At 62.9% G+C, this 20,380-nt stretch carries 17 protein-coding genes; 5 read left to right on the plus strand and 12 right to left on the minus strand.

Translation table 11 applies throughout. The features are described 5' to 3' along the window. Window positions 1–35: 35 nt before the first annotated feature. From ATY77_RS30740 to ATY77_RS30755, 4 genes are read right to left on the minus strand one after another with little or no spacing between them, the layout of a single operon-like run. The gene (locus ATY77_RS30740; protein WP_088690201.1) at window positions 36–1,694 is read right to left on the minus strand and encodes a thiamine pyrophosphate-binding protein; all 1,659 of its coding nucleotides are present in this window, start codon (window positions 1,692–1,694) and stop codon (window positions 36–38) included. Next, on the minus strand, window positions 1,691–2,893 hold the full coding sequence (locus tag ATY77_RS30745) for a CaiB/BaiF CoA-transferase family protein (protein ID WP_088690202.1): 1,203 nt from the start codon (window positions 2,891–2,893) through the stop codon (window positions 1,691–1,693). Before ATY77_RS30745 ends, ATY77_RS30740 begins: the two co-directional genes overlap by 4 nt. 17 nt (window positions 2,894–2,910) lie before the next feature. Next, window positions 2,911–3,867: a DMT family transporter gene (locus ATY77_RS30750; RefSeq protein WP_088690203.1), complete on the minus strand. Its 957-nt coding sequence runs from the start codon at window positions 3,865–3,867 to the stop codon at window positions 2,911–2,913. Between the two features lie 17 nt (window positions 3,868–3,884). Next, window positions 3,885–4,829 carry an alpha/beta hydrolase gene (locus tag ATY77_RS30755; RefSeq protein WP_088690204.1) on the minus strand — a complete coding sequence of 315 codons (945 nt, stop codon included), beginning with the start codon at window positions 4,827–4,829 and terminating at the stop codon, window positions 3,885–3,887. A gap of 157 nt (window positions 4,830–4,986) precedes the next feature. Between ATY77_RS30755 and ATY77_RS30760 the strand changes: the two genes are divergently transcribed. The 4 genes from ATY77_RS30760 to metF all read left to right on the plus strand — a co-directional run bounded on the left by ATY77_RS30760 (window position 4,987) and on the right by metF (window position 9,804). Then, complete coding sequence (locus ATY77_RS30760; RefSeq protein WP_088690205.1) at window positions 4,987–5,727, plus strand: ribonuclease; 741 nt, start codon at window positions 4,987–4,989, stop codon at window positions 5,725–5,727. 98 nt (window positions 5,728–5,825) lie between these two features. Further along, complete coding sequence (gene ettA / locus ATY77_RS30765) at window positions 5,826–7,475, plus strand: energy-dependent translational throttle protein EttA (protein ID WP_088690206.1); 1,650 nt, start codon at window positions 5,826–5,828, stop codon at window positions 7,473–7,475. A 399-nt stretch (window positions 7,476–7,874) separates the two neighbouring features. Further along, a complete protein-coding gene (locus ATY77_RS30770; RefSeq protein ID WP_088690207.1) occupies window positions 7,875–8,900 on the plus strand; it encodes a metalloregulator ArsR/SmtB family transcription factor in 1,026 nt (341 codons plus the stop codon). 1 nt (window position 8,901) lies between these two features. Next, a complete protein-coding gene (gene metF, locus ATY77_RS30775; RefSeq protein ID WP_088690208.1) occupies window positions 8,902–9,804 on the plus strand; it encodes a methylenetetrahydrofolate reductase [NAD(P)H] in 903 nt (300 codons plus the stop codon). A 456-nt stretch (window positions 9,805–10,260) separates the two neighbouring features. On the opposite strand, the gene ATY77_RS30780 is transcribed toward metF, so the two are convergent. The 5 genes from ATY77_RS30780 to ATY77_RS30800 all read right to left on the minus strand — a co-directional run bounded on the left by ATY77_RS30780 (window position 10,261) and on the right by ATY77_RS30800 (window position 15,416). Continuing rightward, entirely contained in the window at window positions 10,261–11,166 is a 906-nt protein-coding gene (locus tag ATY77_RS30780) for a DMT family transporter (protein WP_088673217.1), read from the minus strand. A gap of 97 nt (window positions 11,167–11,263) precedes the next feature. Then, the gene (locus ATY77_RS30785) at window positions 11,264–12,487 is read right to left on the minus strand and encodes a lytic murein transglycosylase (protein WP_088690209.1); all 1,224 of its coding nucleotides are present in this window, start codon (window positions 12,485–12,487) and stop codon (window positions 11,264–11,266) included. Between the two features lie 88 nt (window positions 12,488–12,575). Further along, window positions 12,576–13,373 carry a GH25 family lysozyme gene (locus ATY77_RS30790; RefSeq protein WP_088690210.1) on the minus strand — a complete coding sequence of 266 codons (798 nt, stop codon included), beginning with the start codon at window positions 13,371–13,373 and terminating at the stop codon, window positions 12,576–12,578. 127 nt (window positions 13,374–13,500) lie between these two features. Further along, complete coding sequence (locus ATY77_RS30795) at window positions 13,501–14,175, minus strand: class I SAM-dependent methyltransferase (RefSeq protein ID WP_088690211.1); 675 nt, start codon at window positions 14,173–14,175, stop codon at window positions 13,501–13,503. Then, the gene (locus tag ATY77_RS30800; protein WP_088690212.1) at window positions 14,172–15,416 is read right to left on the minus strand and encodes a DUF3419 family protein; all 1,245 of its coding nucleotides are present in this window, start codon (window positions 15,414–15,416) and stop codon (window positions 14,172–14,174) included. The genes ATY77_RS30795 and ATY77_RS30800 overlap by 4 nt, the downstream gene beginning before the upstream one ends. Window positions 15,417–15,609: 193 nt before the next feature. Between ATY77_RS30800 and ATY77_RS30805 the strand changes: the two genes are divergently transcribed. Further along, a complete protein-coding gene (locus ATY77_RS30805) occupies window positions 15,610–17,034 on the plus strand; it encodes a serine hydrolase (protein WP_088690213.1) in 1,425 nt (474 codons plus the stop codon). Window positions 17,035–17,062: 28 nt separating this feature from the next. On the opposite strand, the gene ATY77_RS30810 is transcribed toward ATY77_RS30805, so the two are convergent. The 3 genes from ATY77_RS30810 to ATY77_RS30820 all read right to left on the minus strand — a co-directional run bounded on the left by ATY77_RS30810 (window position 17,063) and on the right by ATY77_RS30820 (window position 20,030). Then, window positions 17,063–18,010: a lytic transglycosylase domain-containing protein gene (locus ATY77_RS30810; RefSeq protein WP_088690214.1), complete on the minus strand. Its 948-nt coding sequence runs from the start codon at window positions 18,008–18,010 to the stop codon at window positions 17,063–17,065. A gap of 115 nt (window positions 18,011–18,125) precedes the next feature. Next, entirely contained in the window at window positions 18,126–18,761 is a 636-nt protein-coding gene (locus ATY77_RS30815) for a LysE family translocator (RefSeq protein ID WP_088673224.1), read from the minus strand. Window positions 18,762–18,818: 57 nt separating this feature from the next. Further along, the gene (locus tag ATY77_RS30820; protein ID WP_088690215.1) at window positions 18,819–20,030 is read right to left on the minus strand and encodes a pyrophosphate--fructose-6-phosphate 1-phosphotransferase; all 1,212 of its coding nucleotides are present in this window, start codon (window positions 20,028–20,030) and stop codon (window positions 18,819–18,821) included. Between the last annotated feature and the right edge of the window lie 350 nt (window positions 20,031–20,380).

The raw sequence follows: 20,380 nt of genomic DNA on the forward strand, positions 1-20,380 counted from the left end.
TTCTGGACTGACTCCGAATGGAGCCAGCCACGGGCTCACCGGCTTTTTGTTTGCGCGATTTCCGAGAGCGTCCTGGTCGGCGTGATCGCTTCGGGGTCGAGCTTGACCTCGATGATTGCCGGCTTGCCGCTTTGGCGCGCCCGCTCGAAGGCCGGGGCGAATTCCTCAGTCGTTTCCACGGTTTCGCCGTGGCCGCCATAGGCGCGGGCAAGGGCGGCGAAATCGGGATTGGTCAGATCGGTGCTGCTGACGCGGCCGGGATATTCGCGCTCCTGATGCATGCGGATCGTGCCGTACATGCCGTTGTTGACGACGATTGCGATGATCGGCAGGCCGTAGCGGATAGCGGTGGCGAATTCCTGGCCATGCATCAGGAAACAGCCGTCGCCGGCAAAGCAGATGACCTCCCGCTCGGGAAAGAGCCGCTTGGCGGCGACGGCGGCCGGCAGGCCGTAACCCATCGAGCCGGAGGTTGGGGCGGCTTGCGTGTTGAAGCGGCGGAAGCGATGGAAGCGGTGCAGCCAGGTCGCGTAATTGCCGGCGCCATTGGTGAAGATCGTCTCCGGCCCGGTATTGGCCTCCAGCCATTCGATGATCGGACCCATGTGGACCGCGCCTGGACCTGTTGCCGGCGGCTTCGACCAGGAAAGATAGGCCTGGTGCATGCGCCCGGTGCGCTCCGCCCAGTGGGGCTCGGCCGGCGCTTCCAGATCGGCGAGGGCGGCGACGAAATCGGCAGGGGCTGCGCAGATGGCGAGATCCGGGCGGTAGATGCGGCCGAGTTCGGAGGCGTCGGGATAAACATGGACGAGCGATTGCTGGGGGTAGGGGATGTCGAGCAGCGTGTAGGAGGAGGACGGCATTTCCGACATGCGTGCGCCGAGCAGGATCAGAAGGTCGCTCTCCTTGATCTCCTTGGCGAGCGCTGGATTGATGCCGATCCCGACGTCGCCTGAATAACAGGGATGGAGATGATCGAACAGCATCTGCCGGCGGAAGGAGCAGCCGACGGGCAGATGGAAGCGCTCGGCGAAGCTTGCAAAATCGGCGACGGCATCGGCATCCCAGCGGGTGCCGCCGAGGATCACCATCGGTCGCTCGGCCTTTAGCAGGCGCAGATAGAAATCGTCGATCTGCCTGCGGCCGGGATGGGCCTCGACACGGGTGTAGCGCTTGGCGCGGGGCGCTTCCACCTCGTCGCGCAGCATGTCCTCCGGCAGTGTCAGCACGACGGGGCCGGGACGGCCTGAGGTGGCGACCGTGAAGGCGCGGGTGACAAATTCGGGAATGCGGGCGGCATCGTCGATTTCGCCCACCCATTTGGCGAATTCGGTGAAGGCGCGGCGGAATTCGACCTCCTGGAAGGCCTCGCGCTCGCGCGCTTCCCGCTGCACCTGGCCGATGAAGAGAATCATCGGGATCGAATCTTGCCTGGCGATGTGCAGCCCGGCGGAGGCGTTGGTGGCGCCCGGGCCGCGGGTGACCATGCAGATGCCGGGCTCGCCGGTCAGCCGGCCCCAGCAATCCGCCATCATCGCCGCGCCGCCTTCCTGGCGACAGACGAGGACGTCGATATCGCTGTCGCGCAGCGCATCGAGGACGGCGAGGAAGCTTTCTCCGGGCACGCAGGAGAGGCGTTTGACGCCGTTCGCCTTCAGCGCCTCGACGATCAGTTCCCCGCCGGTCTTCTTCATGACGATGCCTTCCTCTCGCGCTCTTCGAGTTCGGTGAGAATTTCTTCGTTATGTTCGCCGAGGCGCGGGCTCGGCCTGATGTAATGCAGCGGCGTCTCGGACAGCACGATCGGCGTTCTGACGCCCGGGATGAGGGTGCCGGCGGCATCGGCAAGATCGATGCGCAAGCCGCGGGCCTGCACCTGCGGGTCGGCGAACATCTCCTCGATCGTGTTGATCGCGCCCGATGGAACCCCATTCTCTTCGCAGGCCTTCAAGAGATCCGCCTTCTGCCATTTCAGCGTCTCGGTCGAAATGAGGCGGCGCACCTCGCCACGATTGGCGACGCGGGCCTTGTTGGTGGAAAAACGCTCGTCGCCTGATATCGTCTCCAGGCCAAGGATGGCGCAGAGGCGGCGGAACTGGCCGTCGTTTCCGACCGCGAGAATGAAATAGCCGTCGGCCGCCGGCACGACTTCGTAAGGCGAGATATTCGGATGGGCATTGCCGAGGCGGGTCGGCGCGGCGCCGGAGATGAGGTAGTTCATGTTCTGATTGGCGAGCACGGCCGACTGCACGTCGAGCAGCGCCATGTCGATTAGCTGGCCTTCGCCTGATTTCAGCGCATGGATCAAAGCAGCTTCGATCGCCGAGACAGCATAGATGCCGGTGAAGATATCGGCAATCGCCACACCGGCCTTCATCGGCTGGCCGCCCGGCTCGCCTGTGATCGACATGAAGCCGGACATGCCCTGGACGATATAGTCGTAGCCCGCGAGGCTGGCATAGGGGCCGGTTTGGCCGAAGCCGGTGATCGAGCAATAGACGAGCTTCGGGTTTATCCGGCGCAGGCTGTCGTAATCGAGCCCGTATTTGACGAGGCCGCCGAGCTTGAAATTCTCGATCACCACATCGGCTGACGCAACGAGGCGGCGGACGAGATCCTGCCCTTCCGCGCTTTTCAGGTCGGCGGTGACGGAGCGCTTGCCGCGATTGGCGGCGTGATAATAAGCGGCCGAGAGGTTTTCGCCGTCCGCACCCTCGACGAAGGGCGGACCCCATTGGCGCGTATCGTCGCCGCCGTCGGGATTTTCGACCTTGATGACATCGGCGCCGAGATCGGCGAGCATTTGCCCCGCCCAGGGACCGGCAAGCACGCGGGCAAGCTCGATCACCCTGATGCCGGTAAGCGGCGGCTTTTTGGTCACGGTCTCCGTCATGTTCCTCCCGGCAATGTCTACGGCGCCAGCGTCACCTCAGATGTATCGGATACGGGCTTTGAAGCAAAGCGGCGCTCGCGCCAGAGGATGTAGAAGCCCGATGCCATGATGATCATGATGCCGAGCCATTTGATGGCATTCGGGAAGTCGCCGAAAACAAGCCAGGCGAAGATCGTCGCCGAGACGATCTCGAAATATTGCAGCGGCGCGAGCGTCGAGGCCGGTGCCGCGCGATAGGCATAGACGCCGAGGATGCCGGCCGTGGCGGCCGTGGCGCCGACGCCGGCGAGATAGAACCAGGCGCTGCCTTCGGGCATGACCGGATCGAAGATATCGGAGCCGCTACCTTCGCCGACGAGCAGCAGGATGGTGCAGAAGACGAGACCCCAGATGCCCATCTGGAACTGCATCGACCAGGGGTCTTCCCGATGCGAGAGGACACGGGTCATCAGGACGAAGATCGCGATGCAGAGCGCACTGACGACGGGCAGCAACGCGACGTAGCCGACCTCCTGGAAGCTCGGCTGGATGATCAGCATCGCCCCGAAGAAGCCGACGCCGCAGGCCGTATAGCGCCGCCAGCCGATCGTTTCCTTCAGGAAAATGCCGCCGAGGATCGTCAGCATGATCGGCTCGACGAAGAAGATGGCGATCGCATCGGCGACCGCCATATATTTCAGCGTGGTGACGAAGGAGACCATCGAGACGGTGATGATCGCGCCGCGGATGGCGTGGAACAGGTTCTGGCGCCAGGAGAAATCGATGAAGCAGCGCCGCCATATCACGATCGGCAGCATGCAGAGCGCCTGGACGGCGAAACGGGCAGCGGTGATCTCGGCGGAGGGGACGGTCACCACCGCGAGCTTGGCGAAGATATCGATGAGGGGTGAGACCATCACCGAGAGAAACATCAGCGCAAGCCCCGTCGTCACCTCGGAAGCGGAAGGAGCGGGACGGGCGGCGGTGCTCGGCATGATGGGTTCCCTGTTGCTCAGGATCTGGTCGCTCGCGGTCCGGCGACGGTTTCGTCGCACCAATCCGCGAAGGCTGCGATCGCGGCATCCGCGCCGAGCTCGTTCAGCGTTTCATGCCGCATATCCTGATATATCACTGTGCTGATACGGGAGAAGCCCCGGCCTTTCAATTGTTTTGACAGCCAGAGGATGGCTTTTCCACGCTCCGTCGCCGGGTCCTGTCCACCGCCGACGAGATGGATCGGCATATCGCGCGGCAGGCGGTCGAGGTGGATCTTCTGCGGCGCGCGGAAGGTCAGTTCGAAGACGTCGAGCCAGAGGGAGACCGATGCGTCGAAGCCGCAGAGGGGATCGGCGACATATTTGTCGACTTCGCTGGGGAGGCGCGACAGCCAGTCGAATTCCGTGCGGCGGCCGGGAATGGATTTGCCCCAGGCGCCGAAGGTGAGCTTCGGAAGCAGGCCGCTCGGCACGTCGGAGCCTTTCAGCATGCGCTCGGCAAGGAGGATCGCCTGGGCGGCGCGGCCGGCAAGGCCGGCGGCAAAATTTGAATTCCAGACGGCGACGGCGTCGAAATCGGCCGGCGCGGTGACGGCAGCATTGAGGGCGATGAGGCCGCCCATCGAATGGCCGAAGAGGATCACCGGCAGGCCGGGGTGGCGGGAGACCGCATGGGTGCGCATGGCGATGACGTCGCTGATCACCCTGGCAACGCCGCCGCGCCGGGCGAAGCGGCCGATCGGCGCGTCGGGCGCCGTCGTCTCACCATGGCCGCGGTGGTCATGGGCATAAACATGATAGCCGCGCGCCGCCATCGCCTCGGCGAAGACGCGGTAACGTTTCGAATGTTCGGCAAGGCCGTGCGATATCAGCAGGATCCCGCGTGCCGGGCCGGCAGCCTCGGTACGATGATAGGTAAGCGACGCCTCCGGCACGGCGAGCCTGTGCGTTTCAGAAAACATGCGGGTCCTCCTTGCGGCAACAGACCAGATCGGCAGGCAAATGCAACATCAGCGTTTGATTTATCCGATAACAAATTACAATATCGCTGCGATTCAGGGTTGCGGGCTTTCACGCTTCGTGCTTATTTGTTCCCCTATTGTTCTTTTGGGGGTTGAAATGAGCAGCATTCAGTTGCGTACCTTGGCGTTCGCCTTATCGATGGTTCTTGCCGGCAGCGCTGTGGCGCAGGAAGGCGGCGGGCGCACCCGCTTCATTCTGGCCGCGAGCTGGCAGCCTGCCTTTTGCCAGACCAACCAGAAGAGAGCTGAATGCGCCAGCCAGACCGGCGAGCGTGCCGATGCCACCAATTTCTCGCTGCACGGTCTCTGGCCGATGCGGCAGGATTATTGCGGGGTCGCCGATGACCAGAAGGTCGTGGACAAGGATGGCGACTGGAACAAGCTGCCGACGGTGACGCTGTCGGCCGAGACGCAGGCGTCGCTCGCAAAGGCGATGCCCGGCACGCAATCCGGCCTGGATCGGCATGAATGGGTCAAGCACGGCACCTGCACGAAGATGAGCGCGGAAGACTATTTCGGCGTCAGCATGCATCTCTTGACCGCGCTCAACGCGTCGGCCGTGCGCGATCTCTTCGCCGCCAATATCGGCAAGACGGTCAAGGCCGAGGCGATCAAGGCGGCTTTCGACAAGAGCTTCGGGCCGGGGGCGGGCGACCGCGTCAAGATGAGCTGCCGCCGTGCCGGCAATGTCAGGATGATCAGCGAGCTGACGATCGGGCTTTCGGAGCAGGCGGGGACGGCATCGGCAAAAACCGCGGCACTCGCCGATCTGATCCAGGGAGCGGGAAAAACCTCCTTCGGCTGCAATGAGGGCGTCGTCGACGCTGCGGGCTTCTGACCGGAAATCCTGCGTAAACCGGGTTTCGGCGTTGCCCGCAGGCGCTGTTTCGCCTACATAGCGGCACAATCGAAGTTTCCCGCCCGGAGCAGCGCAGTATGGCACGTCAGTTCATCTATCACATGTCCGGCCTCAACAAGGCCTATGGCAACAAGAAGATCCTGGAGAATATCCACCTTTCCTTCTACCCCGATGCCAAGATCGGTATCCTCGGCCCGAACGGCGCCGGTAAATCCACTGTGCTGCGCATCATTGCCGGCAAGGACAAGGAATATACCGGCGAAGCTTGGCTCGCCGAGGGTGCGACGGTCGGCTATCTCGAGCAGGAGCCGCAGCTCGATCCCGCCAAGACCGTGTTCGAGAACGTCATGGAAGGCGTTGCCTCCAAGACGGCCATCGTCGATCGCTACAACGAATTGATGATGAACTATTCCGACGAGACGGCGGAAGAGGGGGCGAAGCTCCAGGATATCATCGACAGCCAGAATCTCTGGGATCTGGAAAGCCAGGTCGAGATGGCGATGGAAGCCCTGCGCTGCCCGCCGCGCGATGCGGATGTGACCACGCTTTCGGGTGGTGAGCGCCGCCGTATCGCGCTCTGCCGCCTGTTGCTGTCGCAGCCGGATCTGCTGCTGCTCGACGAACCGACCAACCACCTTGACGCCGAAACCATCGCCTGGCTCGAAAAGCACCTGCGCGACTATCCGGGCGCGGTGATGATGATCACCCACGACCGCTACTTCCTGGATAACGTCACCGGCTGGATCCTGGAACTCGACCGCGGCCGCGGCATTCCTTACGAAGGCAACTACTCGGCCTACCTGCAGGCGAAGGCCAAGCGCATGCTGCAGGAAAACCGCGAAGAGGCCGGACGTCAGAAGGCGATCAGTCGCGAACAGGAATGGATCGCCTCCAGCCCGAAGGCCCGTCAGGCCAAGTCCAAGGCGCGCATCAAGTCCTACGAGCAGCTGGTGGAGGCGGCCGAGAAGCAGCGTCCCGGCGACGCGCAGATCATCATCCCGGTCAGCGAGCGTCTCGGCCAGGTGGTCATTGAGATGGAAGGCATCACCAAGGGCTTCGAAGGCCGCACGCTGATCAACGACCTGTCGATCAAGCTGCCGCCGGGCGGCATCGTCGGCATCATCGGCCCGAACGGCGCCGGCAAGACGACGCTGTTCAAGATGATCACCGGCCAGGAAAAGCCCGACGGCGGCTCGATCCGCATCGGCGAGACCGTGCATCTCGGCTATGTCGACCAGAGCCGCGACGCGCTTGCCGCCGACAAGACGGTCTGGGAAGAGATCTCCGGCGGCGCCGAAATCATCAAGCTCGGCAAGTTCGACATGAACTCCCGCGCCTATTGCGGCGCCTTCAACTTCAAGGGCGGCGATCAGCAGCAAAAGGTCGGCAATCTCTCGGGCGGCCAGCGCAACCGCGTGCACCTCGCCAAGATGCTGAAATCAGGCGGCAACGTTCTGCTGCTCGACGAACCGACCAACGACCTCGACACGGAAACGCTGGGCGCGCTCGAAAACGCGCTGGAGAACTTCGCCGGCTGCGCCATCATCATCAGCCACGATCGCATGTTCCTCGACCGCCTGGCGACGCATATCCTCGCTTTCGAAGGCGAGGGCCATGTCGAATGGTTCGAAGGCAACTTCGAGGATTACGAACAGGACAAGATCCGCCGCCTCGGCCCCGATGCGCTGAACCCGGGCAGCCAGGCTCATAAGCGCTTGACGCGCTGATTGCCTCCTGTCGGTCAGGCCTGCGACTGAGGCCGCCAACTCCTCTTTCGTCATGCTCGGGCTTGTCCCGAGCATCTGCGACGGCCGATGCGGAGCAGATCCTCGGCACAAGGCCGAGGATGGCGTCGCGACAAAAGAGAGGTTTTCAACAAGCTGAGCCCTGGTTCGTCCGGGGCTTTGTCGTTTAAGCGTGCCGCCCTCGACCCTCACTCATGCGGCGCGTCTAAATCTTTGTTTTTAATGGATATCGGCCTCTTGAAATCGCTGCGCGCGCTCGGGCAGTATGCATTGGGGCTCTGTCGCAATTTGAGCAGGCAATTTCGCGGAGAGTGCGAATTGCCGCTTGCCACCGCTTTTCAAATCACATAAAGATATCTTTATATCTTGATTGGGCGGTTAATGAGCGAACCTTTGAAGCTTGGACTGGATGGGCTGGTGGACGTCTTGAAGGCGGCCGGCGAGCCTACGCGTCTGCGTCTTCTGGCGCTTCTCGACGGCGGCGATCTGACGGTCACCGATCTCACGGAAATTCTCGGCCAGTCTCAGCCGCGCATCTCCCGCCACCTGAAGCTGCTCGGCGAAGCCGAGCTAATCGAACGCTATCAGGAAGGCGCCTGGGCCTATTTCCGGCTCAAGCAGGACGGCAAGGCGGCCATGCTCGTGCGGGCGCTGCTGAAGCATGTCTCGGAGAATGATCCGACCGTCCTTCGCGACGGCGAGCGGCTTTCGCAGGTCAAGCGCCAGCGCGCCGAACGGGCCCAGGCCTATTTCAGCCGCAACGCTGCGGAATGGGACGAGCTTCGCCGGCTGCATGCGGCCGACGAAGAAGTGGACGCCGCAGTCATCCGGCTGCTCGGCAACCAGCCGATCGATTCGCTGCTCGATCTCGGCACCGGCACCGGCCGCATCCTCGAGCTGCTGTCAGGGCTTTACCGCCGCGCCATCGGCGTGGACGCCAGCCGCGACATGCTGAGCGTGGCGCGCGCCAATCTTGACAAATCCCGCATCACCAAGGCGACGGTGCGCCACGCCGATATCCTGAACCTTCCGTTCGAGGGACAGGATTTCGATCTGGTGACGATCCATCAGGTGCTGCATTTCTTCGACCAGCCGGAGATTGCGATCGCGGAAGCGGCGCGCATGCTGCGGCCGGGCGGCCGGCTCGTGGTCATCGACCTCGCACCGCACGCGCTCGAATATCTCCGCGACGAACATGCCCATGTCCGTCTCGGCTTCTCGCACCAGGCGATGTCCGACTGGCTGCGCAAGACCGGGCTCGATGTCGAGCAGGTCGTCGATCTTCATCCGGGTCAGCAGAGCGGGCAGGGGCTGACGGTCACCGTCTGGCTCGCGCGCGATCCGAGGCGCCTCATGGCTTCGCAACTAAGCGAAGGCGCCGAACCTACATTTGCCGGGAGAGTATGACATGGCTTTGAACAACGAAGCACGCGGGCGCAACATCGGGATCTCCTTCGAATTCTTCCCGCCGAAATCGGAAGAGATGGAAGGCCAGCTCTGGGAGACCGTCAGCAAGCTGCAGGACTGGGACCCGGATTTCGTCTCGGTGACCTATGGCGCCGGCGGCACCACCAAGACGCCGACGCTGTCGACCGTCACGCGCTTCCTGGGGCAGACGCCGCTTGCCACCGCTTCGCACCTGACCTGCGTCGGCGCGACGAAGGAAGAGACGCATCAGGTGATCGACACCTTCCGCAAGGCTGGCGTGACGCATTTCGTGGCGCTGCGCGGCGATGCGCCGGGCGGCGCGGGGGCGCCCTACCAGCCGCATCCCGGCGGCTACGCCAATGCGGCCGAGCTGGTGGCGGGCCTGAAGGCGATCGGCGATTTCGAGATCTCGGTCTCCGCCTATCCGGAAAAACATCCGGAAAGCCGTGATACGGCCGCCGATATCGAGATGCTGAAGCGCAAGGCCGATAACGGCGCCGACCGGGCGCTGACGCAGTTCTTCTTCGACAATGACAATTTCGAACGTTATCTGGAGCGGGTGCGGGCTGCCGGCGTCTCGATTCCCATCGTGCCCGGCATCATGCCGATCCAGAACCTGACGCAGTTGAAGCGCTTCGCCGGCGCCTGCGGCACGATCATCCCAGCCTTCCTCGACGAGCGTTTCGCCGGCTACGACGACAAGCCGGAAGAGCGGGCGAAGGTCGCGGCCGAAGTCGCCGCCGAACAGATCGAGGATCTCGTGCGGCGCGGCATCGATGAGTTCCATCTCTATACGATGAACCGCGCGCCGCTGGTCTCCGCCGTGCTCGACAATCTCGGCTTTTCCCGCCGCCCGGCAAAGAGCGCCGGCGCCGCCGCCTGATCTTTCGTCTCCGCTCAAAAGTGAAAAGCGCATGTCGGGCGGGACATGCGCTTTTTCATGGCGGATTGATCAGGGGAGTTTAGGCACTATCAGCGTTACGTTTTTGTCATCCCGGCTCAGATGAAGAGCATGGATAGGACGAAAGCGAACGCCGCACTGACCAACAGAACATTCAAGGATTGCGTGAGTCCCATGTCTGTCTCCTCGCGTTAACCGGCCGATATTATGTCTGAAATATGTCGGTTGGAAAGCGGATTTTATGCTGCACCGCCGAAATGGCCGGTGGATAAGTCGAAGATCGTTTTCCCAAGCTATTGAGATAAAACGATAATTTATCGCTAATTTTTGTTCACAGATTTTAACGCGGCGTTAAATCAGGCGATTGCGGATTCACCTATGCGCCCAAAACATGGCGGCTATGCAACAGGTTGAAAAGATAGAGAAATGCAACCGTTCTTAGGCTGGTTTCGTCAACAGGCGATAGGCGCGGCCGTCGAGGATAACGAGGCCGAAACCGATCAGCGCCATGCCGGCGAATTCGGCGAGGCTGAGCCTTTCGCCGAGGAAGAGGACGCCGAGAAGGATGGCCCCCGGCGGCACCAGCAGGGTGACGAGCGAGGCGTTCGTGGCGCCGGCCATTGCCATGATCCGGAAATAGAGAATGTAGGCGAAGGCCGTCGACAGCAGCGCCAGCGCCAGGATGGCAAGCAGCGCATCGAGCGGCGGCGTGGCAAGCTCCCAGGGGCGATCGGCGAGAAGCGACAGCGGCAATGCGATCAGCGAGGAGGCGGTCAATTGGCCGGCGGCGGTAACGGGGGAGGGAACGCCCTTGAAACGTTTGCCGTAGGTGGCGGCGAAACCGTAGGAGACGGCGGCAAGCACCGGAAGCAGCAGCGCCCAGAGCGGCGCTTCGCTGCCGGTGGAGATGCTGGGGCCGATCAGCACGATGGTGCCGGCAAGGCCGACGAGGCAGCCGGCGATCTTTGCCGAGGAGAGCTTCTCGTCCGAGGTGAGGTAATTGGCGATGAGCACGGTCCAGATCGGCGTCGTCGCGTTGAGGATTGCCGCAAGGCCGGCGCCGATGCGGGTCTGGCCAAAGAAGATCAGCGCATGCGGCAGGACATTGTTGATGACGCCGAGGATGAGGAATTCCCGCCAGCGGGCCTTGAGGATCGGATAGATATCGAAGCGGCCGGCAATATAGACATGCAGCGCGGTCGCTGCGAGCAGTAGTCTCAAGAAGACGAGGGTCAGCGGCGGCACGTGCTGGACGGCGATGCGGGCAAAGAAAAAGGAGCCGCCCCAGATCAGGCCGAGCAGGACCAGCAGCCCCCAGGTCCAGGCATTCATTCTGCTGTCCACGCCGCGTCCTCCAGCTAAAACCTCGTACAGACTTAGCGCAGGCGGAAAACGGCGCCACCCGTTTCTTGCGAAGCGGGTGGCGGAAAATTGTCAGGGATCAGAGAGCGTTGAGGAGGGCAGGCGTCGCCCAGCCGTCGGCCGGCATGCCGAGGCGCTGCTGCTCCTTCTGGATCGCGACACGCGTGCCGGAACCGAGGATGCCGTCGATCTCGCCGACATCATGGCCGAGCGACTGCAGCTTGGTCTGCAGCGTCTTCATCTGCTCGTTGGCGAGCCCCTGTTCAGGCGTGCCCTTGGAATAGGTCGGGGCGCCGGAAAGCCGGGTGGCGAAATAGGCGGCCGACGTTGTGTAGATGAACGACTTGTTCCATTCGAGATAGATTTTGAAATTTGGGTAGGCGATGAAGGCTGGTCCCATGCGGCCCTGCGGCAGCACGAGGTCGCCTTCGAGATCGCCGAAGGCGGTGTTGCCGTCGCGCGGGGTGACGCCGAGCGCGAACCAGTCACTGGCCTTCATGGTGCCGCCAAGGCCGGATTTCTCGAAAGGCAGATTGTTGGGCAGGGTGACTTCCTGCAGCCAGGGCTGGCCGCGCTCGAAGCCGAGGTGCTGGATGAATTTCGCCGCCGTCAGGATGGCGTCCGGGCCGCTCTGCTTCAGGCGAACATGGCCGTCGCCGTCGCCGTCCATGCCATAGGCGATGATGTCGCGCGGCAGCATCTGCACCTGGCCGATCTCGCCGGCCCAGGCGCCGGTATTGGTGGCGGGGTCGAGGTCGCCGTGCTGGACCATCTCGATGAGAGCGATCAACTGCGGGCGGAAGAGCTCGGGGCGGCGGCAGTCATGCGAGAGCGTCACCAGGGCGTTGCGGGTGTTGAAATCGCCCTGGACGGCGCCGAAATCGGTTTCCATCGCCCAGAAGGCGGTGATGACGCCTGCGGGAACGCCGAATTCCTGCTCGGCCCGGGCAAAGACGTCGGCATATTGCTTCATCTTCTGGCGGCCGATGTCGAGGCGGGCCTGGCTGACGGTGCGCTGGGAGAATTCGAGGAAGGTCTGCTTGAAGACGCCCTGGGCGCGATCCCGGCTGAGCACCTTGGGATCGATCTCGGCGCCGGCAAGCGCCTCGTCGGCGGCCGCGGCACTGGCGCCGGCGGCAATCGCATCGGCCTTGACGCCCGCAAGGAAGGCGGACAGATCGCCGCCGCAGGGCGCTGCCGCCGGAGCGGAGGCGGCAGGCGCCTGCTGTGCGGCCGCGCCGCCGGCAAAGGTCAGGGCAAACAGGAGGGCGAGTGCAGAGCGGCTTGCGAGCGAGCGGTGCATGAATGCGGTCCTTATAGCAAATAGCAAATGGATGCCCGTCGCTTTCACAGAGGAATGTGACGGAAGCAAGAAAGATTGAAAGACGTTACTAAGAATTTCTATCCTTGGAAACGGTCGCGACCCAGTTGTTCCAGTTCTTTGCGCTGCCGGCAAAGACGTTGATATCGGTCGGCCCCTTGATGCCGGGGACAACGCCGGTGGACGTATATTGCCAGAAGGCCCAGCGGCGGTCGGAATAGGTCACCTCGGGGTGCTTGGCCACGGAGCGCACCCAGAAATGATAGTCCGGGAAGTAGCCGACGAGATTCTCGCGGTGGAAATCGACCGAAGTATAGATGATCGGCCGTTTGCCGTAGTAGGCCTCCAGCCGGTCCATGAAACGCTGCATTTCGGCGCGCACCGTCGCCGGGTCGGGACGATAGCGGCAGGTCTTCGATTCGCCGTTCCATTCGACGTCGAGCACCGGCGGCAGGCGCATCGCCTCCTTCGGCACGTTGCTGATGAACCAGTCGGCCTGCTGGTCGGCCGAGGAGCAGAAATAATAGAAATGATAGGGGGCGTGCGGGATGCCGGCGGCGCGCGCTTCGCGCCAATATTCGTCGAATCGGGGGTCGAGCCTGTCCTTGCCCTCGGTCGCCTTGATGAAGGCGAAGGCAACGCCCGAATTCTTCACCGTCGCCCAGTCGATATCGCCCTGCCATTTGGAGATGTCGATGCCGTGCACATCATTCTGATGCGGGTGCTTCGCGCCGAAATTCTGCGGATCGGTGTCCTTGAAGCGCATTTTCGGCTTGATCGACGCCGTTTCGAGGTAATCATAACCGGAGGAGGAGCAGCCGGCGAGCATGATGGCCAAAGGCAGAACGCAAAACAAAAGCCGGCGCATGGGTATCCCGTCGTGAACCGAATGATCTCTTTGCCCCACAGCCTGACCTTCGAAGATGACGAGCCCAGCAGAGGAATAACCCTCTTTTCACCATATCAACGTAAAAAATCGGTTAGTTTCAAGCGAATTATGAGCGTTTGCTGATAATTGCCGCCCGCCAGGCATAACCGCCGCCGACGGTTTCGAAGACCAATCGCGCCTTGTTCTCTTCGGCCTGGGCTTCCAGCACCTCGCGCAGATCGCGGCGCGGGGTGACGTGGAACTTGGCGAGCCAGGACTGGAGGATGCGGCGGAACCAGCGCGGCAGGCCCTCCTGCTGGCCGAAATCGACGATGTGCAACTGGCCGCCGGGATTGAGTGCGGCGATCGACGCATCGACGGCGCGCTCCCAATCCGGGATCATCGACAGGGCATAGGAAATGAGGATGCGGTCGAAGCCGCTGACGCCGAATTCGCGCGGTGTGAAGGCCGTGGCGTCGGCGACGCGGAATTCCGGGATGGTCGCCTTGGTGGCGAAGGTCTTGCGCGCGGAAATCAGCATTTCCTGGGAAATGTCGAGGCCGAACAGCTTGGCGGTCGGGAAATGCCGGTGGGCCAGCGCCATGTTGCGGCCGGTGCCGCAGCCGACCTCGAGCAGAGTGCCGCCATCAGGCACGTCGAGATTGCGGATCGTTCTGTCGCGGCCGAGGAGGTAATATTTGCGGGTGAGGTCGTAGATATGGCGCTGGTAGCGGTACATGCTATCCATCAGAGTGGCATGTTGATCGCTCTTTCCTGCCGTCTCGGCGCCGACCTTGCTCACGCCTTCTTCCCATAGATGTGGAAGCCGCCATAGATCGCCGAACGATCGAGCGCGGTCAGCTCGCGCGACTTCTCCTCGAAGTAGTCCCACTGGTCACGGATCGAAGGAGACAGGCGGCCTTCGATGATGCTCTTTTCGGCGGCGGTGCGGAAGATCACGCGCGCACCTCCGCGCGCCGTGCGGGTGATTTCCCGCCAGACGTCGTTCAGCTGCCCGTCGGTCATCCAGTCCTGCGCGTCGAGCAGGATGTAGCGGTCGCGCGAGGAAGCCGGCTCGCGGGCCAGAAGCTCGGTAAAGCTTGCATGGTGAACGTTGACGCGATTGACGTTGGCGCGGATCACTTCGTAGTGCTCCGGCTTCAGATAGGTCGGCAAGGGGCCTTCCTCCGCGGCCGCATAGCGGCGGCCGAAGGCCTGCCAGGCGAAATAATTGTCGCGCATCGGGAAATGACAGGCGAGCTTTTCCAGGCGATGCTTCAGCACCGGCGCGATCGAATGATCGTCGGCAAGGCTTGCGAGCTCGTCATATTGCTGCGGCGGAATGCCGAGGCCGAAGAGCGAGCTCTTGCGGCCGGTGATCCAGCGCACGACCGGCTTTTCGAACAGGGGTGCGATCTGCTCGTCGAAGAACTGGCGCTGCTCGCGGATCGAGCGGGTCTTGGTCATTTCGCGCAGCTTGACGCCATGCAGGCGGGCAAGAAGATGAGCCGCACCGATGAAGCGGCCGAGCAGGCCGGTTTCATAGATGTTGCGGTCGAAGACGGTGACGCGGCGGCGGCCGAACTTGCGGCCGTTCCAATAGCTGCGGGTCGCCTCGTCGAGCCTGGCGGCGAGATGCCGGTCGTAGGCGCGGCTGTTCGACTTCTCGTTCGGCATCGCCAGGAAGCGGACGAGATCGGCATGGCCGGGCAGATGCTTGAAGGCGGCAAGCTTCAGGCGGTTCAGCGCGATGTGGTGCGGGTTGAGATCGACGACGTCGATCGAGGCCGGCGCCTTGGAGAGATAGGCGAGCATGTTGCAGCCGCCGGAGCCGATGGTGACGATGCGGTGATTGGGCTTCAGCTCCATCGCCTGCATGTCGAGATCCGGATCCTCCCAGATCTGCGGATAGACGAGGCCGGAGAAGAGCAGACCGAAGAGACGCTCGGAAAAACCATCCTTCGAAAAAGCCTTGTGGCGGAGAAGGGCGTCCTTGAGTTTCCGGTTCTTGCGGAAGCCGGCATCCGGTGCAAATTCCGACATGAGTCTGTCACCTTTTTAGCGTTCAGGGCGTGTAGCGCGCCACTGCTACAGTTTGATGACGTGGGCTGTGGGCCTGCGCCGTTCGAAAGGATCCTCCTCCTCGGAAAGTGATCGGGGGGACGGATCTTCTTTGCGCCGCCCCCTTTCCGGCGGGCGGAATTCCTGCTTCTCTCCGGGCATTCGGAGGAATGCCATGCGATTTGTGCTGCGTGTCCTGAAGGCGCTTGCTCTCCTTCTCGTTCTCGTCGTCGTTGCCGGCGCCGCCTGGCTATCCGTCCGGCCGCCGGAGCTTCTGCGCGTCGGCGACGGCTATGCCGCCAAGATCGTCTGCTCCAATGTCTTCATCGCCGGCCGCAATGCCGACGATGTGCTGGAGGACGACGTGCAGGCGCCGGGAAACCCGCTGCTGCGGCTGGTGCGCGTCAGCGTCGATCATGACAACGGCCGGGTGACGGCGCGCTTCATGGGGCTGTTCGCATCGAGTTATGCGCTCTATCGCAATGGGCTCGGCTGCACGAGCGTGCCGGACGGCGATTTCGAGGCGGCGGAGAAGGCTGTGCCTTTCGACCCGCCGGCCAGGATGGAGACGAGTGATGCCTCCTGGCCGCAAGGCGAGGGCGTCGGCGATGCCGACGGGAAGATTGCCGCGGTGCTCGCCGATGCCAGGCTTGCCGGCCCGGCGATGCGGGCGATCGTCGTGGTGCGCGATGGCCGCATCGTGGCCGAAGCCTATGGCCCCGGCTTCTCGGCGACGACACCGCTGATCGGCTGGTCGATGACGAAGACGGTGAATGCGGCGATCCTCGGCCGGCTGATGCTCGACGGCAAGATCTCCTTCGACGACGATCATCTGCTGGCGCAGTGGAAGGACGATGCCCGCGCCAAGATCAAGGTCTCCGACCTGCTCGGCATGGAGAGCGGCCTTGCCTTCAACGAGAATTATGGCGATGTCGCCGACGTGACGCGCATGCTTTATCTCGACCCCGATATGGTATCGCTGCCGGCCAATGCGCCGATGGAGGCCGCGCCCGGCAAGCGGTTCCGCTATTCGAGCGGCACGGCGGTGCTCCTGTCGCGCATCTGGATGGACAGGGTCGGCAATGCGCAGGCGGCCTTTTCCTATCCGCATGATGCGCTGTTTGCGCCGCTCGGCATGACAAGCGCCGTGTTCGAACTCGATGCGCGCGGGACCTTCGCCGGAAGCTCCTATCTCTATGCAACGGCGCATGACTGGGCCCGCTTCGGGCAATTCCTGCTGCAGGACGGTGTGTGGAACGGCCGGCGGCTGTTGCCGGAGGGGTTCGTCGGCGCCATGCGCACGCCGACGGCGGCCTCCAACGGCCAGTACACGCAGGGCCAGGCCTGGCTCGCGCCCGGCGGCGGCTCAAGCGCCGCGTTCGGGCTGCCGGAGGACACGTTCTGGCTGTCGGGGCATGATGGACAGAGCATGGCGATCGTGCCGTCCGCCAATCTTGTCGTCGTCCGGCTCGGACTGACGCCATCCTGGCTCGACTATCGGCCGCGCACGCTTCTCAAGGCGATCCTGGCGGCCTTGCCGCCGTCCGGTGCGCCGCAGCAGCAGGCCGGATCACAGCAACGCACGCAAGCGCAGCCATAGGCCGGCGCGCTTGTCTCAATCGTCGATGTCAGTAATTGCCCTGGGCAATGTCGTTCATGCCCTTGCGCTTGGCGTCGTAGTAATAGCCGCGCGCATAGAGGCGCACGGCGTCGTCTTCCTTGCTGTCGGAGACGAGCCAGGCGCCGCGCAGATATTTCGCGGCATATTTGATGTTGGTCTCGGCGTCGAAGAGGCCGCCCGGCGCACCGTCATAGCCCATCGACTTGGCGGTGTTGTATTTGATCTGCATGAGGCCGAAATAGCCGCGCTTGTTGTAGGCCTTCGGATTGTAGCGGCTCTCGCGATGGACGACGCGGTGGAGCAGCGTTTCGGGAATTTCGTAGAGTTTCGAATATTTCTGGATCAGCTTGGAGACGAAGCTCTTCTCGACGGTCGGCGCATCGTCCTTGTCGTCGTCGCTGAACATCGGCGGCGCCGTCGGCGGATCGATCGGCCCGGATTCGTCGAAGCCGTAATCCATGGAGCGCGGCGTGGTGTCGACCGCGGCAAGAGCTGCCAGCGCGCTGTTCTGCGGGGTGGCGGCAAAGGCAAGCTGCGTTGCCGGCTGCGCCGGCGTGCCCGGGCGCGGCGTCGGCACGACGGACTGAATGGCGGTCATTTCGGGCGTCAGCGGGATTTGCGCATAGGCTGCCGGCTGCATGCCTGCCTGCATGGTGAGATCGGCGGGCTGAGAAGCACTGACCGCCGGCATCGCCGTTGCCGTCAGCGACGGACCTGCCTGCGCCTGGGGAAGGACAGCGCCGGCGACTGCCTGGCCGGCAGCGCCTTCTGCCGTGGGAACCGCGGCAAGCATGGCGTCTTCGCCGGGCTTGGGTGTCGGCACAACGGTCTGGAGAGCTGTCAGTTCGGCCTGAGAGGTGTATTCGACGCTCGTGCAGCCGGTCATCACGCCGCAGCAGAGCACCGTAGAAACGACAAGACTGCGTTTCAGGCCGGACAATCCGATCGCTACCATTCCGTCACTTTCGTGAAATCGCGCCGCCCCGGCAGCGTTATAAAAGTTACTAAAAAGCTTAAACCTGACGACCCCATTAACCTATTCGTTGCATTCCGGCAACCACGGAATGTTTCTACGCTGCAATACGGCGATACCCGGCCGTTACCGCGCCTGCGGCGATCAGCAGCGTGCCGCCGGTGCGGTTTACGGCGCGCTGGACGCTTGCCTTGCGAATCAGTCCGCGAGCGGAGTGGGCGAGAAATGCGTAGGTGGCGGCGTTGAGGATCGCCAGCACGAGGAAGGTCGCTTCCATGATCGCCATCTGTCCGAGGAAGGGCAGGGCCGGATTGAGGAACTGAGGCACGAAGGCGACGAAGAAGACGATGCTCTTCGGATTGAGGGCGGTGACGACGTAGGCGTGGAGGAAGATCCTGAGCGATTTTTCCTCAGGCAGATTGTCGTTGTCGGCGACGGGTTCACCGATCACCGGAGCCCGCCAAAGCTTGATTCCAAGCCAGATCAGGTAGGCGCCGCCAATCCACTTCAGGACGGTGAAGAGGGTGGCGGAGGCCGCCAGCACCGCGCCGAGACCGAAGAGGGAAGCCGTCATCGCCGTGAAGTCGCCAAGCGCCACGCCACTGACCGTTGCAAGCGCGGTGCGGCGGCCATGGCCGAGCGCATAGGAGACGACGAGCAGTATCGTCGGCCCCGGAATGGCCAGCATGATGGCGGATGCGGCCGCAAAAGCGAGCCAGGCTTCAAGCGACATGGTGTCTCCTCCTATTCCTCAGGAATAAGCAAAGACATCATATTAACCATCCGTCAATCACGCTTCTTTGTATTTCTGGCCTATATTGTCCATGACTTCGGCAAACCATGCCGTCGACAGGTCAAAAGCCTTGCCGCCCTTGATGCGCGGGAATTCTATAGTGCGCAATTTACCGTTCTGCGCTTCATCGTGGCCGGTGACGCCGGAGACTTTATTGAGCGCGCTTTCGACGGCGAGGTCGACCATGCTCTGGATCAGCCTGAGATCGTCGCCATTGGCCGGGGCCGAGCGGGCGAAATAGCCCGACTTCTGCACCAGCGAGCGCTCGGCGTTCAGAAGATTGGCGAACTGCTTCTGGAACCATGCGCCGACATTGATCGTGTCGATCTTCACATGGCCGAAGGCGTCGCGCTTGACGGTCTCGCCGGCTGCTTCCCGCTCGGCGACGATGGCATCGAGGCAGGCGCCTTCCGACACGAAGACGGTGGCGTGGCCGGTGCGGTCCATGACGTCCTTGAGGCGGGCGGCCTCGGCGTCGAGGTCGAAGGCCATTTCGGGCAGGTAGACGGCGTCGATGCTTTTCAGATGCGCGTCCATCATCAGGCCGTCGACATATTGGTTGCCGCTGGTGCGCTGGAGATAGGCGCGGGCGGTGGCGGCCGTCAGCCAGCCGCAATGGCGGCCCATCACCTCATGGATGACGAGGGTGCGGGGTGCGGCCGTCTGTTCGTTGCTGACATTGTCGAAAAAATGCGCGCCGACTTCGGCGGCCGTCCAGGCGCCGAGCGACTGGCGGATCGGCACGACGTCGTTGTCGACGGTCTTCGGCAGGCCGACGACGGTGAGATTGTAACCGTTGGCGGCGAGATAGGCGGCAAGGTCGGCGGCGGTGGTGTTGGTATCGTCGCCGCCGATCGTGTGGAGAATGGTGATGCCGTCATCGGCGAGGCGTTCGGCGGCGACCCTGAGCGGGTTCTCGCCTTCCTTGACGAGGCCGCGCTTGACGCAGTCGGCGGCGTTGGTGAGCTTGACACGGCTGTTGCCGATCGGCGAGCCGCCGTAGCGATGCAGGAGCGGTGCCTTCTCGCGCATGTCGCGGCTGATCTCGATGCGGTCTCCGAGCAGCACGCCCTGGTAGCCGGACTTGTAGGCGACGATATCGATCTCGGGCGCCACGTCGCTGTAACGTTCGATAAGGCCGCCGACGGCGGAGGAAAGACAGGGCGCCAGGCCTCCGGCGGTCAGCATTGCGACTTTCTGTTTGGCCATGATTTCCCTCCTATGGTGCCCAGTGCGGCAGCGTTAGCTAGCGCATGGATGCGGCAGGGAGAGGGCCCTGTAAAGTAAAGAATTTACGAAAAACCTGCCTTTTGGCCGAGTTAAACGGCAAAGCCGGCGGGAAGCGGCGATATAATCGTTTCAAGCACGCGCTGCCGATCGGGAACTGTTTGTGGAAATCGGCGGTTAAGCATTGAGCGAGGATGGCGACGGCTATCCCGCTCACGCCAGATCAGGCGAAAGCGACCGATCGCTTGCTGCGGCGCAATAATTACCGAATCGTGAAAACTGTTTTCGCTCCTACGACCAATAGCCGCCTTGCAAAGGCTACGATTCTTTGG

Source organism: Rhizobium sp. R634 (assembly GCF_002211305.1).
Taxonomy (GTDB): Bacteria; Pseudomonadota; Alphaproteobacteria; order Rhizobiales; family Rhizobiaceae; genus Rhizobium.

Excerpts from the sequence above, each read along its gene's own strand:
- ATY77_RS30820 (WP_088690215.1), bottom strand. The coding sequence starts at position 20,030 with ATGGCCAAACAGAAAGTCGCAATGCTGACCGCCGGAGGCCTGGCGCCC.
- metF (WP_088690208.1), top strand. The coding sequence starts at position 8,902 with ATGGCTTTGAACAACGAAGCACGCGGGCGCAACATCGGGATCTCCTTC.
- ATY77_RS30770 (WP_088690207.1), top strand. The coding sequence starts at position 7,875 with ATGAGCGAACCTTTGAAGCTTGGACTGGATGGGCTGGTGGACGTCTTG.
- ettA (WP_088690206.1), top strand. The coding sequence starts at position 5,826 with ATGGCACGTCAGTTCATCTATCACATGTCCGGCCTCAACAAGGCCTAT.
- ATY77_RS30815 (WP_088673224.1), bottom strand. The coding sequence starts at position 18,761 with ATGTCGCTTGAAGCCTGGCTCGCTTTTGCGGCCGCATCCGCCATCATG.
- ATY77_RS30800 (WP_088690212.1), bottom strand. The coding sequence starts at position 15,416 with ATGTCGGAATTTGCACCGGATGCCGGCTTCCGCAAGAACCGGAAACTC.
- ATY77_RS30810 (WP_088690214.1), bottom strand. The coding sequence starts at position 18,010 with ATGGTAGCGATCGGATTGTCCGGCCTGAAACGCAGTCTTGTCGTTTCT.
- ATY77_RS30750 (WP_088690203.1), bottom strand. The coding sequence starts at position 3,867 with ATGCCGAGCACCGCCGCCCGTCCCGCTCCTTCCGCTTCCGAGGTGACG.
- ATY77_RS30760 (WP_088690205.1), top strand. The coding sequence starts at position 4,987 with ATGAGCAGCATTCAGTTGCGTACCTTGGCGTTCGCCTTATCGATGGTT.
- ATY77_RS30790 (WP_088690210.1), bottom strand. The coding sequence starts at position 13,373 with ATGCGCCGGCTTTTGTTTTGCGTTCTGCCTTTGGCCATCATGCTCGCC.
- ATY77_RS30785 (WP_088690209.1), bottom strand. The coding sequence starts at position 12,487 with ATGCACCGCTCGCTCGCAAGCCGCTCTGCACTCGCCCTCCTGTTTGCC.
- ATY77_RS30805 (WP_088690213.1), top strand. The coding sequence starts at position 15,610 with ATGCGATTTGTGCTGCGTGTCCTGAAGGCGCTTGCTCTCCTTCTCGTT.
- ATY77_RS30745 (WP_088690202.1), bottom strand. The coding sequence starts at position 2,893 with ATGACGGAGACCGTGACCAAAAAGCCGCCGCTTACCGGCATCAGGGTG.
- ATY77_RS30740 (WP_088690201.1), bottom strand. The coding sequence starts at position 1,694 with ATGAAGAAGACCGGCGGGGAACTGATCGTCGAGGCGCTGAAGGCGAAC.
- ATY77_RS30755 (WP_088690204.1), bottom strand. The coding sequence starts at position 4,829 with ATGTTTTCTGAAACGCACAGGCTCGCCGTGCCGGAGGCGTCGCTTACC.